At 68.9% G+C, this 11908-nt stretch carries 12 protein-coding genes; 5 read left to right on the top strand and 7 right to left on the bottom strand.

Annotated elements, in window-relative coordinates:
• Positions 1 to 18: 18 nt before the first annotated feature.
• Positions 19 to 288, top strand: coding sequence for a hypothetical protein (locus tag OG507_RS11000; RefSeq protein WP_093897585.1), 270 nt, complete (start codon positions 19 to 21; stop codon positions 286 to 288).
• 78 nt (positions 289 to 366) lie between these two features.
• Here the strand turns inward: OG507_RS11000 and OG507_RS10995 are convergent, their stop codons facing one another.
• Positions 367 to 1269, bottom strand: a complete 903-nt coding sequence (locus tag OG507_RS10995) for a helix-turn-helix transcriptional regulator (protein ID WP_327366995.1) — start codon at positions 1267 to 1269, stop codon at positions 367 to 369.
• Between the two features lie 197 nt (positions 1270 to 1466).
• The gene (locus tag OG507_RS10990) at positions 1467 to 2234 is read right to left on the bottom strand and encodes a hypothetical protein (protein WP_327366994.1); all 768 of its coding nucleotides are present in this window, start codon (positions 2232 to 2234) and stop codon (positions 1467 to 1469) included.
• Between the two features lie 291 nt (positions 2235 to 2525).
• Here OG507_RS10990 and OG507_RS10985 point away from each other — a divergent pair, with 291 nt between their 5' ends.
• Together OG507_RS10985 and OG507_RS10980 are read left to right on the top strand one after the other, a co-directional pair.
• A complete protein-coding gene (locus OG507_RS10985; RefSeq protein WP_327366993.1) occupies positions 2526 to 2972 on the top strand; it encodes a MarR family winged helix-turn-helix transcriptional regulator in 447 nt (148 codons plus the stop codon).
• Entirely contained in the window at positions 2965 to 4395 is a 1431-nt protein-coding gene (locus tag OG507_RS10980; RefSeq protein WP_327366992.1) for an MFS transporter, read from the top strand. The genes OG507_RS10985 and OG507_RS10980 overlap by 8 nt, the downstream gene beginning before the upstream one ends.
• 144 nt (positions 4396 to 4539) lie before the next feature.
• On the opposite strand, the gene glnA is transcribed toward OG507_RS10980, so the two are convergent.
• Positions 4540 to 5949, bottom strand: a complete 1410-nt coding sequence (gene glnA, locus OG507_RS10975) for a type I glutamate--ammonia ligase (RefSeq protein ID WP_327366991.1) — start codon at positions 5947 to 5949, stop codon at positions 4540 to 4542.
• A 257-nt stretch (positions 5950 to 6206) separates the two neighbouring features.
• On the opposite strand from glnA, the gene OG507_RS10970 reads away from it, so the two are divergent.
• Complete coding sequence (locus tag OG507_RS10970) at positions 6207 to 6674, top strand: RDD family protein (protein WP_327366990.1); 468 nt, start codon at positions 6207 to 6209, stop codon at positions 6672 to 6674.
• Between the two features lie 95 nt (positions 6675 to 6769).
• Here the strand turns inward: OG507_RS10970 and OG507_RS10965 are convergent, their stop codons facing one another.
• The 4 genes from OG507_RS10965 to lipB form a co-directional block, all read right to left on the bottom strand.
• Positions 6770 to 7477, bottom strand: a complete 708-nt coding sequence (locus tag OG507_RS10965) for a DUF4191 domain-containing protein (protein WP_327366989.1) — start codon at positions 7475 to 7477, stop codon at positions 6770 to 6772.
• Between the two features lie 19 nt (positions 7478 to 7496).
• Complete coding sequence (locus tag OG507_RS10960) at positions 7497 to 7697, bottom strand: SCO2195 family GlnR-regulated protein (RefSeq protein WP_327371931.1); 201 nt, start codon at positions 7695 to 7697, stop codon at positions 7497 to 7499.
• Between the two features lie 329 nt (positions 7698 to 8026).
• Positions 8027 to 8992 (bottom strand): lipoyl synthase, encoded by a 966-nt coding sequence (lipA, locus tag OG507_RS10955; RefSeq protein WP_327366988.1) that lies wholly within the window; start codon positions 8990 to 8992, stop codon positions 8027 to 8029.
• A gap of 132 nt (positions 8993 to 9124) precedes the next feature.
• A complete protein-coding gene (gene lipB, locus OG507_RS10950) occupies positions 9125 to 9937 on the bottom strand; it encodes a lipoyl(octanoyl) transferase LipB (protein WP_327366987.1) in 813 nt (270 codons plus the stop codon).
• Between the two features lie 263 nt (positions 9938 to 10200).
• Here lipB and OG507_RS10945 point away from each other — a divergent pair, with 263 nt between their 5' ends.
• The gene (locus OG507_RS10945) at positions 10201 to 11904 is read left to right on the top strand and encodes a regulator (protein WP_327366986.1); all 1704 of its coding nucleotides are present in this window, start codon (positions 10201 to 10203) and stop codon (positions 11902 to 11904) included.
• The last annotated feature ends 4 nt before the right edge of the window (positions 11905 to 11908 follow it).

The following is an 11908-nucleotide window of genomic DNA, read 5'->3' as shown; positions in this document are numbered from 1 at the left end:
CGTGCCAGGAGGTTGCCCATGGCCGTTGCCGCAGTCACGACCAAGCCGCTCCACAAGCCCCTGCAGAAGAAGCCGCTCCCCGCGGGCCGGCCCCGCGAGTGGTACGTCTCCCACAACCGCCGTCTGAAGGCCATGCGCCTGGCGATCGCCCTGCTCGACACGGGCGTCTACTACCCGTCGACCGCGACCAACGACAAGATACGTACGACTGCCGAGCGCATCGGCATCCACCCGCCGTCCGACACGACCTGCCGCATGGTCCGCGCCCTGATCCGCTACGGCCGCTGACAGCGACGCGCCTGTGCCCTCGGAGCCCCTGGAGCTCCGAGGGCACAGGCGCACCCCTCCGGCAGGCCGTTGAGGAGTTCAGTGGTAGTTGTTCCGCGGTTCCCATGAGGCCGGCGTCCGAATCACGTACCACGGCGGGGCCATCACCCGATGGGAGCGGCAGGAGAGCGCGGTGAGCTTGTTCTCGGTGCCGGTGCCGGGTTGCGGGATCTCCAGGATGATCCGTCGATCCGAGCAGTCGTCGACAATGAGCGCGTTCTCCTCCAGCACCATGCGGCCGACGGAAGGATGCCTCACTTCCCGGGCGGTGACATGGTGCCTCTCTATTTCGTGCTGCTGCCACCAGGTGCGGAACTCCGGGCTGCTGCGGCTCAGTTCACCGACCAGAGTGGTGAACCACGGTTCGTGGACGTACGATCCGGTGGCCGCCCGGAATTCGGCCAGCACGGAGCGGGCGCTCGGCTCCCAGTTCTGAATCAGCTCGCGCAGATATCCGCCGAAGAACAGCCACAGCATATGGCGGTGCTCAGGTGGGATTTCGGCCAGATCGCCGTACACATCGGTTCTTGCCTGGTTCCAGGCAAGAATGTTGAAACGAGGACCGAGGGCGAGGGCCGGATGCGGATGCTGGCTGTCCAGGATGCGCTGGAGAGCCGGAGGAACACCGTCCGCAGGAATGGCCGTACTGGAACGGGGATCCTCGTTCGCCAGAGCCAGGAGATAGTCGCGCTCCTCGGCGTTCAGACGAAGGGCTTCGGCCAGCGAATTGAGGACGTGATCGGAGACCCGGATGTTCCTGGCCTGCTCCAGCCGGGAATACCAGCAGGCGCTTATGCCTGCCAGGTCGGCAACGTCTTCCCGTCGCAGTCCCGGCGTTCGCCGTGATGTCCGTGGGGGGAGACCGACCTCTTCCGGCTGAAGAGCCAGCCGTCGCGTTCTGAGGAAGTCCGCGAGCTCCGCTCGCCGTTGGTCGTAATTCATCCGTGGTTCCCTTTGCTGGGCGACGATTGCGGATGCTTATTACCTGGGACCTCTACTCCCAGGATAGTCGGTTTCCGGAAGCGCGCTCTGTCAGTGGGCCACCGGCCCTCGGCGGCGTGAAGCAGGGAAAAATCCCACCGACCACACCACAAAGGGCCCGGCAGCGAGCTGCCAGACCCTTGGTGTGGGGCTTGCGGTCAGCGGTTCCCACGTCCTTCCCCGCGGTCACCCCGGTCCTGTCCCCGGTCCTGTCCCCGGTCCTGTCCCCGATCCTGTCCCCGGTCCTGCGTCTGTGTCTGATCCTGTGTCTGTGTCTGTGTCTGCGCGGCCGGGACTCCCGACCGAAGCTGCGCCAGCATTGCCGAGCAGCCGGCGGTGGCGGCCACCTCGTTGTTGAATGCGGCGTTGTAATCCAGCCGGTAGACCGGGGTCTTGTCGGCGTTCTTCTTGAACTGGTCGACCTTCTGCCTGCACGTCGCGTCGCCGTCGTTCTCCCCGGCGGCGGCCGCCTGGATCCTCTCGGTGGCCGCATCCGGAGTGTTCGGATTCGGCGTGACCGGGCCCGTAGGCGTCGTCGCGGACGGCTTGACAAGGTTCAGGCACGGCTGTTGGTTCGCGCCCTCTTGGGCTGTAACGGCCTCGTCGGCCTTGACTACTGCCACCGCTCGGACAACTCCGCCCGCATTTGCCGTCCCAGAGGTGATCGGGCGTTTCCCGCTGAAGAAGGTGACAGTTGCGTTGGCGGTGAAACCGGCGCCTGACAGAGCCGCGCTCTCATTTGGGCCTTCGGTTCCGGAGACCGAACAGGAGGCCGCCGGAATGAGCGAAGGCAGCGAAGCAGCCCCCGACGCTGCACTCTTGCCAGGAGTTGCGGCGTGCGCCTCGGCGGACATTGCCGGTGCCAGCGCGAGTGACGCACCGAGCGGGACGCCGACCAGGGCGAGAATTCGCTTCTTTCCGTGCATGAGATTCCCCTTTGCCGTGGATCCGTGCAAGGAAAAGCGTGGCATGAGGGCTGTTGGGCAACAAGAGACTGCCCATCCTGGGAGTGGCAGTGTCAGTTCCCTCCCGTGCGGTTGCGAAGCCGGGGCCGATGTGTTCCACATCCGGGGTGGCTCTCCGGTGTGAAAGGGCCAGGGGGGCAGGGGCCACGACGCTGGGGTCGCGCTGCGGCCCCGCGGAGTGGGCTCGTCAAGCAGCCCAAACTGTACAGATGAAACTGTACAACTTGAGCTGCGGATTCTAGTGTGGAATGCATGAACGAGAGCCCGCGCCCGTCGCCCTCAGCAGTTCAGGCTTCGCGAGAGGTCCGTGCGGTCATCAGCCGCCTGCGGCGCCGCATCCTGAACGCCGCCGGGGCCGAGGACATCACTCTCGGGCAGGCGTCCGTCCTGACTCGCCTGTCCGGCAAGCAAGGCGTCACGGCCAGTGAGCTCGCCTCGGCCGAGGGAGTGCGTCATCAGTCGATGACGGCGACGATCGCGTCGCTGACGTCCTTGGGTCTGGTGGAACGGCGGCCCGACCCCGATGACGGGCGCCGTCTGCTGATCGCGCTGACCGCGGAGGGGCACCGGCGAGTGGAGGAGGGACGGCAGGCCCGACAGGAATGGCTTGCCGGTGAGTTGCAGGAGAAGTGCACGGAAGAGGAACGGCGGGCCGTGATCGTCGCCATGGCGGTACTGGAGCGCCTCACCCATGACTGATCAGAAAACAGAGGGGCGAGGCGGGACGGCGACGACGGGCTTCGACCGGCGGCTGCTGCCGCCGATGATGCTGGGCTCGGTCCTGAACCCGGTCAACTCGACGATCATCGCCGTCACGCTCGTACCCGTCGGCGACGCGTTGGGCGTGCCGCCCTCGCAGACCGCGTGGCTGGTCTCGGCCCTCTACCTGGCCACCGCTCTCGGACAGCCTGTCGTGGGTCGGCTCATCGACATCTTCGGGCCGCGCAGGCTCTTCCTCGTCAGCACGAGCCTTGTCGGGGTCGCCGGTGTCGTCGGCACCCTGGCGCCGAACCTGGGGGTGCTGATCGCCTCGCGGGTCCTGCTCGGGTTCGGCACCTGCGCCGGGTATCCCGCCGCGATGGCGCTGTTGCGCAGCGAGGCCAAGCGCACCGGGCAGGACAGTCCCAGTGGGGTGCTGACCGCTCTGGCCGTTGCCAACCAGACCATCGCCGTGATCGGCCCTCTGCTGGGCGGCCTGCTGATCGGGCTGGGCGGCTGGCGCGCCACCTTCGCGCTGAATGTGCCGCTGGCCGTCGCGGCCGTGCTGCTGGGGCTGCTCCGGCTGCCCAAGGAGGCCGGTACAGGGGAGTCCCCGCAGCGTGGGCGCCTCGCCGCCCGGCTCGACCTGCCCGGCATGGCGCTGTTCGCCGCGATGCTGGTCTCGCTGCTGCTGTTCCTGATGAACCTGCACCTGCGTGACTGGTACCTGCTGGTGATCGCCGCCGCGGCGAGCGCCGCGTTCGCGGCGCGGGAGCTACGGGCCCCCACCCCGTTCATCGACCTGCGGGTGCTGGGCGGCAACACGCCACTTCTGGCCACCTACGGGCGCGCGCTCGTCGCCTACGTCGTCGCCTACTCCTTCCTCTACGGGTTCACCCAGTGGACGCAGGAGGGCTCCGGGCTCTCGCCCTCCCACGCCGGACTGGTGCAGATCCCCATGTTCCTGGTGGCCATCGGTGTCTCGATCGTCTCCGGACGACACAATGGCGTGCGCGGCAAGCTGCTCGTCGGTGCGTTCGGGCAGGTTGTCGCCTGTGCGGTGATGCTGACGCTCACCGGGGACAGCCCCGTGTGGATGCTGATTCTCGTCGCCCTGATCTTCGGCGTCCCGCAGGGACTGAACAGCCTGGCCCTGCAGAACTCCGTCTACTTCCAGGCCGACCCCGAGCGCACCGCCTCCTCGGCCGGCCTGCTGCGCACCTTCGCCTACGTCGGCTCGATGGTCGCCTCCTCCGCAACGGCCACCTCCTTCGGGCAGCGCGCGGACACCGGTGGCATGCACCACCTCGCCTGGTTCATGCTCGGCGCAGGAGTGCTCTGCCTCCTCCTGACCGTCTTCGACCGCACACTCGGCCGTGCGAGGGACGGGGACACCTCGGCCGATACGCCGCAAGTGCCGTAGACCACCCGGAGGCTCCACGCCGCGAGCACCTCGCCGGCCACGGCTGAGGGCCGCCACCCGAGGCGGGTGGCGGCCCTCACCGTAGCTGACACGAGGTCAGGGGATCGACCGAGCAGTGCGCACGCGGTGCAACACGGGGACGGCTTAGATGTCGAAGTACAGCTCGAACTCGTGCGGGTGCGGGCGGAGCTGGATCGGAGCGATCTCGTTCGTGCGCTTGAAGTCGATCCACGTCTCGATCAGGTCGGACGTGAAGACGCCGCCGGCCTGCAGGTACTCGTTGTCCGCCTCCAGTGCCTCCAGGACGGCCGGGAGGGAGGTCGGGACCTGCTGGACGTTCGCGTGCTCCTCGGGAGCCAGCTCGTAGAGGTCCTTGTCGATCGGCTCGGCGGGCTCGATCTTGTTCTTGATGCCGTCGAGGCCCGCCATCAGCAGGGCGGAGAAGGCGAGGTACGGGTTGGACGACGGGTCCGGGGCGCGGAACTCGACGCGCTTGGCCTTCGGGTTGGAGCCCGTGATCGGGATGCGCATCGCGGCCGAGCGGTTGCGCTGCGAGTACACCATGTTGACCGGGGCCTCGAAGCCGGGGACCAGGCGGTGGTAGGAGTTCACCGTCGGGTTCGTGAAGGCCAGCAGCGACGGGGCGTGCTTGAGGATGCCGCCGATGTAGTAGCGGGCGATGTCCGAGAGGCCCGCGTAGCCCTGCTCGTCGTAGAACAGCGGGTCGCCGCCGGCCCACAGGGACTGGTGGACGTGCATGCCCGAGCCGTTGTCGCCGAAGATCGGCTTCGGCATGAAGGTCGCGGTCTTGCCGTTGCGCCAGGCGACGTTCTTCACGATGTACTTGAAGAGCATCAGGTCGTCGGCCGCGGCGAGCAGCGTGTTGAACTTGTAGTTGATCTCCGCCTGGCCGGCGGTGCCGACCTCGTGGTGCTGGCGCTCGACCTGGAGGCCGTTCTTGTCCAGCTCCAGGGAGATCTCGGCACGCAGGTCGGCGAAGTGGTCGACCGGCGGGACCGGGAAGTAGCCGCCCTTGTAACGGACCTTGTAGCCGCGGTTGTTGTCCTCCGAACCGGTGTTCCAGGCGCCGGCCTCGGAGTCGATGTGGTAGAAGCTCTCGTTCGCCGACGTCTGGAAGCGGACGTTGTCGAACACGTAGAACTCGGCCTCGGGGCCGAAGTACGCGGTGTCGGCGATGCCGGTGGAGGCGAGGTACGCCTCGGCCTTCTTGGCCACGTTGCGCGGGTCACGGCTGTACTGCTCGCCGGTGATCGGGTCGTGGATGAAGAAGTTGATGTTGACGGTCTTGTCGCGGCGGAACGGGTCGACGCGGGCGGTCGACAGGTCCGCGCGCAGCGCCATGTCGGACTCGTGGATGGCCTGGAAGCCGCGGATCGACGAGCCGTCGAAGGCGAGCTCCTCGGTCGGGTCGAAGGCCGCCGCCGGGATGGTGAAGTGCTGCATCACACCGGGCAGGTCGCAGAACCGGACATCGATGAACTTGATGTCTTCGTCGGCGATGTACTTCTTCACGTCGTCGGCGTTCTGGAACATCCAACTCCTCCTACTCCCGACCCGGGAGGGACGGGGTTGTGAAACTCGTGGTGCTGCCAGTGCGGTGGCACACGCTGGACCCGACCATAGGCAGACCGGATTTCTCAAGCATGACCCATTTGTTTCACAGAAGTTAACCGAGCCGGGTGCGGGCGGCACCTCGCGGCCGGTGGCGGACCCCCGTCCGGGCCGGGCCGCAGCGTGCGGCGGGCCCCCCGCCCGGCAGGGCGCGCGGACGGGCGCAGTACCGTGGTCGGGTGGACAATAGGCAAGCAATCGGATCGTGGCTCTCCGGGCCGCGCGCGGCCGCCGAGGAAATGGGGGCCGACTTCGGCCACCGGGGCAAGCGGCTCGGTCTCCCCGAGCACGGGCCGGGATCCGTCGCCCCGCTCGGCCGGCGCTTCGGAGCGCTCCTCATCGACTGGATCCTGTGCATGGTGATCGCATACGGGCTGTTCGCTCGCGGTGACCAGCAGGCGGCCGGGAACTGGGCGCTCGGCGTCTTCCTCGTACTGAGCGTGCTCACCGTCGGGACGATCGGCTGTACCCCCGGCAAGCGCCTCATGGGCATCAGGGTCATCTCCGAGAACGGCGGCCGGCTCACCTTCGGGCGGGTGATCGTCCGGAGCGTGCTGCTCTGCCTGGCGATCCCGGCCCTGGTCTGGGACCGCGACGGCCGCGGCCTGCACGACCGGCTGGCCCGCGCCGTTCAGGTCCGTATCTGAGCCGAGGACGGAACGAAGAGCCGAGGACGGAACGAAGAAGAGGGCGGGTCGCGAACCGAACCGGTTCGCAACCCGCCCTCTTCGTACGTACGGCGTCAGCGCATCTTTCCGCCGCGCGGCATCCGCATGCCCTTCGGCATCGGTCCCTTGGGCAGCGGCATGTTGCTCATCAGGTCGCCCATCGCGCGCAGCCGGTCATTGGCGGCCGTCACCTGCGGGCCGGTCAGGATGCGCGGCAGCTTCAGCATCTTGGTGCGCACCTTCTTGAGCGGCACCTGACCCTCGTCGTTGCCGACGATGATGTCGTGCACCGGTACGTCGACCAGGATGCGCGCCATCTTCTTCTTCTCAGCCGCGAGCAGCAGCTTCACCCGGTTCGCGTTGCCCTCGCCGACCAGCACGATGCCGGCCTTGCCCACGGCCCGGTGGACGACGTCCTGGCTGCGGTTCATCGCGACCGCAGGGGTCGTGGTCCAGCCACGGCCCACCCGGTCCAGCACCGCCGCCGCAGCGCCCGGCTGTCCCTCCATCTGCCCGAAGGCCGCGCGCTCGGCACGCCGTCCGAAGACGATCGCCATCGCGAGGAGGGCCAGTACGAAGCCCAGGATGCCCAGATAGACCGGGTGGCCGATCACAAAACCGACCGCGAGAAGGACACCGAAGGTGACGATTCCCACACCCGCGACGACAAGACCGATCTTGGAGTCGGTCCGCCTGGTCATCTTGTAGGTCAGGACGATCTGCTTGAGTCGTCCCGCGTTCTCGGCGCTGTCCGCGCCTTCAGTGTTTGCCTTCCTCGCCATGTACGGAAGTTTACGTGGCTCAGGAACGGTGGTCGGCCGCGGCCTCCAGTACGTACTCGGTCTCGACCCGGTCCTTGGCACGGCGCCGGTCCTCCAGGACAGCCGTCCAGGCGTTGCGGCGGGCAGTGCGCTGGCCGCTGCTCAGCAGCAGCGACTCGACGGCGCGGAGAGCATTGGTGACGGAAGGGATGGCGGTGGCGCGTACCGGCACGGCCTGCATCGTGGACATCTCCTCGGAGCGGATGTGCGGACTGAGTTGCGTGGACTCAGCTGCCCGGGCCGGGCTGCCCGGGACTGCGTTGCGCGAAGTGAGTGGCCTGCGCTGGGTGCGGGAACTGAGATGGCAGCGGCCCGGAGAGCCACTGCTCCCTGTGCACCCAGCGTCATTGCTCGGTGTTACCAGCGCATGACCGGTCGGTCAAACACCAATGAAACCTTGATATGGGCGCAGCGCACGCCGACGCGGCCCATACGCGCCCCCGACCTGCGGGGAGCGTATGGGCCGCGTCGAATCAGCCATTACCGCCCGGTAGCCACTTGTGCCCGGATTCACACGGCGGGAGCCGCGGCGACGGACCCGCGCCGCTCGATCGCCTGCTGGAACAGACGGCCCGCGCGGTACGAGGAACGGACCAGCGGCCCGGACATCACGCCGGAGTAACCGATCGCGTCGGCCTCGTCCTTCAGCTCCACGAACTCCTGCGGCTTCACCCAGCGCTCGACCGGGTGGTGGCGCACGGACGGCCGCAGGTACTGCGTGATCGTGATCAGCTCGCAGCCCGCGTCGTACAGGTCCTGGAGCGCCTCGCTGACCTCCTCGCGGGTCTCGCCCATGCCGAGGATCAGGTTGGACTTGGTCACCAGACCGGCCTCGCGGGCCTTCGTGATGACCTCCAGGGAACGCTCGTAACGGAAACCGGGGCGGATGCGCTTGAAGATCCGCGGCACCGTCTCGACGTTGTGCGCGAGCACCTCGGGGCGCGAGGAGAAGACCTCGGCGAGCTGCTCGGGCACCGCGTTGAAGTCGGGGATCAGCAGCTCGACCTTGGTGCGGCCGGCCTCCCGCTGTGCGGTCAGCGCGTGGATCTGGCGCACGGTCTCCGCGTACAGCCAGGCGCCACCGTCCTGAAGGTCGTCGCGTGCGACGCCGGTGATGGTGGCGTAGTTCAGGTCCATCGTGACGACGGACTCGCCGACCCTGCGGGGCTCGTCCCGGTCCAGCGCCTGCGGCTTGCCCGTGTCGATCTGACAGAAGTCACAGCGCCGGGTGCACTGGTCGCCGCCGATGAGGAACGTGGCCTCGCGGTCCTCCCAGCACTCGAAGATGTTGGGGCAGCCGGCCTCCTGGCACACCGTGTGCAGACCCTCGCTCTTCACGAGCTTCTGCAGCTGGTTGTACTCGGGGCCCATCTTCGCCCGGGTTTTGATCCACTCGGGCTTGCGCTCGATGGGGGTCTGGCTGTTCCGGACCTCAAGACGCAGCATCTTGCGCCCGTCGGGTGCGACAGCGGACACTCCGGCACTCCCCTTTGCTTTCACTGCATTGGATTCTTCGGCGAACACCAGGGTACGCCCGTGGTTCAAACGGCTTTACGTCTACCCAACCTGTGGCCGACAGGTCCTATTCCCCGCCGGGTGACCGGCCCGTCATGCCGTGGCCACGGCATCCGCCGGGCGTTCGATGGTGCGCGGGGCGAGCTCCGCGTTCTCCAGGACGTCCTTGAGGTGCTTCTCGACGACCGGGAGCACGTCCGCGATGGAGATGTCACGGCCCAGTTCGTACGCGAGCGAGGTGACGCCCGCGTCCCGGATGCCGCACGGCACGATGCGGTCGAACCAGGTGTTGTCCGGGTTCACATTGAGTGCGAAACCGTGCATGGTCACGCCCTTGGCCACCCGGATGCCGATCGCGGCCAGCTTGCGGTCCTCGCGGCGCTGGCCCGCGTTGGACGGGGCGTACTCGGGGCCGTTCAGCCGCGGGTCGAACTCCTCGTCCTGCAGACGCGGGTCGAAGTCGAGGGAGAGGCCGCCGACGGCCGGACGCTCCTCGACCGGGTCGCCCAGGACCCAGACTCCGCTGCGGCCCTCGACCCGGGAGGTCTCCAGACCGAACTCGGCGGCCGTACGGATCAGCGCGTCCTCCAGACGGCGGACATGCGCGACGACATCCACCGGGCGGGGCAGCTTCTGGATCGGGTAGCCGACCAGCTGTCCCGGACCGTGCCAGGTGATCTTTCCGCCGCGGTCGACGTCGATGACAGGGGTGCCGTCCAGCGGGCGCTCACTGTCGGTCGTGCGCCGCCCCGCCGTGTAGACGGGCGGGTGCTCCAGCAGCAGACAGGTGTCCGGGACGGCGTCCTCGAATCTGGCCGCGTGCACCTCGCGCTGCTTCTGCCAGGCCTCCTGGTAGTCGACGGCGTTCTCGCCGAATCCCAGCCGGACGAACCGAAGCTCGCTCACGACAGATGCCTCCCTACTCGCGGTGCCGGGAGCCGGGGGTGCCCGGAGCCGCGCCACCATGCACTGAATCAGCCCCAAGTCACTGTACGACCGGACTTCGGGCGACGGCCCAGCAGGTAGACCCCGTCAGCGCCACCCCCAATCCTCACACGATCGGATGAAAGTGAAGCGAAGGTGGCTGTGACCGCCGCCGTGGCCGCTAAATTCGCGCCGTTCCATTAGGGCTGCCCGCCCGGCCCCGAAGGCAGGAGACCGTACAGCTGATGTCGGATCGACCTCCGCAGCGCACCCCCAACCGCCGACTCGCCTCGCTCATCACCGAAGCCGGTTTCTCCAATGCGGGCCTCGCCCGCAGGGTGGACCAGCTCGGCCTGGAACACGGCCTCGACCTGCGGTACGACAAGACCTCCGTGACCCGCTGGCTGCGCGGCCAGCAGCCGCGCGGAACCACCCCCGCGCTGATCGCCGAGGTCTTCACCCGGCGGCTCGGGCGCCGCCTCTCCGCGCAGGACCTGGGCCTCGACGCGTGCGCCCCCGTCTACGCGGGCCTGGAGTTCGCGGCCACGCCCGCCGAGGCGGTCGACATCGTCAGCGGACTGTGGCGCAAGGACTCGGGCAGCCATGCGGAGCTGCGCAAGATCGCCTTCACCCCGGCCGGGCTCGTCGTCCCCAGCAGGGACTGGCTGATCGGCCGGGCCGATGAATGGGCGGGAGGGGGGAGCGAGTCCACGGCCCCGGCGCAGAGAGGAGCCGGTGGTGCCCGCACGGCCGGTGGGTTCGGACGGTCCGTGGGGGCCTCGGGGACAGCGGGGGCCCCCGGGGCGGCAGGGACCGTGGGGGCCGCCGAGACCGGTGGTCTCGGCGGTGTGCGCGGGGGCGGGATCGGAGCGCAGGGGTTAAGGGGGGCGGCGCACGGGGCGCACTGGCCCAGCGGTACGGGGGCGGCCGGCGCGAACGGCCGCGACGGGGTCCGTGGACCCGTACCGTCCAGGCCCTCCGGACCGTCCGCCCCACCCGGCGTCGTTCCCCGGCAGCGGCAGACCGAACGCAGCTCCGGCCAGCGTGTCGGCAACGGCGATGTCGCCGCCCTGCGGTCGGTCGGCGAACTCTTCCGCACCCTCGACAACGCCTACGGCGGCGGCCACGCCCGGCAGGCCCTCGTCCGGTACCTGGAGCACGAGGCGGAGCCGATGCTGCGCGGGATGTACGGGGAGGCCATCGGGCGCATGCTCTTCTCCGCCGCCGCCGATCTGACCCGGCTGGCGGGCTGGACCTCGTACGACATCGCGGCCCATGGTCTGGCCCAGCGCTACTTCGTCCAGGCGCTGCGGCTCGCCCAGGCCGCGGGCGACCGTCCGTACGGCGCCTACGTCCTGATCACCATGAGCCGGCAGGCGGTCTACCTGGGGCACGGCAGGGAAGCCGTGCAGCTGGCCCGGGTCGCCCAGCAGGGCATCGGTCCGTCGGCGCCGCCCGTCGTCCAGGCGCTGCTGCAATCCGTCGAGGCACGCGGCCACGGAGTGCTCGGCGAGGCCAGGCCCTGCACGGCCTCGCTGGCACGGGCCGAACGCGCGCTGGAGATCGCCCGCCACGGGGACGACGTGCCGCACTGGGCGCGGTATTTCGACGAGGCCCAGCTCGCCGACGAGTTCGGCCACTGCCACCGGGACCTGCAGCAGTACCGGGCCGCGGCACAGCACGCCGAGCGCTCCCTCCAGCTGCGCTCCCCGGCGTACGCCCGCAGCCGGCTGTTCTGCCGTGTGGTGCTGGCCTCCGCGCGGCTCGGCCTCGGTGAGCTCGACCAGGCGTGCGTGCTCGGCGCCGAGGCCGCCCAGCAGGCGGCGGAGATGCGGTCGGTACGGGCGACGGAGTACGTACGGGACTTCGAGCGCCGCCTGGAGCCCTACCGGGACGCGGCCGCGGTACGGGGGTACCGCGAACGGGTCGCCGCGCTCGCGCTGGGGTGAGCCC

The organism is Streptomyces sp. NBC_01217 (assembly GCF_035994185.1).
Taxonomy (GTDB): Bacteria; Actinomycetota; Actinomycetes; order Streptomycetales; family Streptomycetaceae; genus Streptomyces.
The sequence above is the reverse complement of the archived record's forward strand: the minus strand, read 5'-3'. Positions and strand labels throughout refer to the sequence as shown.

What these genes read in the sequence shown, in the direction of transcription:
- OG507_RS11000 (WP_093897585.1), top strand. Translation starts at nt 19, where the DNA reads ATGGCCGTTGCCGCAGTCACGACCAAGCCGCTCCACAAGCCCCTGCAG.
- OG507_RS10960 (WP_327371931.1), bottom strand. Translation starts at nt 7,697, where the DNA reads ATGCAGGCCGTGCCGGTACGCGCCACCGCCATCCCTTCCGTCACCAAT.
- OG507_RS10995 (WP_327366995.1), bottom strand. Translation starts at nt 1,269, where the DNA reads ATGAATTACGACCAACGGCGAGCGGAGCTCGCGGACTTCCTCAGAACG.
- OG507_RS10965 (WP_327366989.1), bottom strand. Translation starts at nt 7,477, where the DNA reads ATGGCGAGGAAGGCAAACACTGAAGGCGCGGACAGCGCCGAGAACGCG.
- glnA (WP_327366991.1), bottom strand. Translation starts at nt 5,949, where the DNA reads ATGTTCCAGAACGCCGACGACGTGAAGAAGTACATCGCCGACGAAGAC.
- OG507_RS10945 (WP_327366986.1), top strand. Translation starts at nt 10,201, where the DNA reads ATGTCGGATCGACCTCCGCAGCGCACCCCCAACCGCCGACTCGCCTCG.
- OG507_RS10985 (WP_327366993.1), top strand. Translation starts at nt 2,526, where the DNA reads ATGAACGAGAGCCCGCGCCCGTCGCCCTCAGCAGTTCAGGCTTCGCGA.
- OG507_RS10980 (WP_327366992.1), top strand. Translation starts at nt 2,965, where the DNA reads ATGACTGATCAGAAAACAGAGGGGCGAGGCGGGACGGCGACGACGGGC.
- OG507_RS10990 (WP_327366994.1), bottom strand. Translation starts at nt 2,234, where the DNA reads ATGCACGGAAAGAAGCGAATTCTCGCCCTGGTCGGCGTCCCGCTCGGT.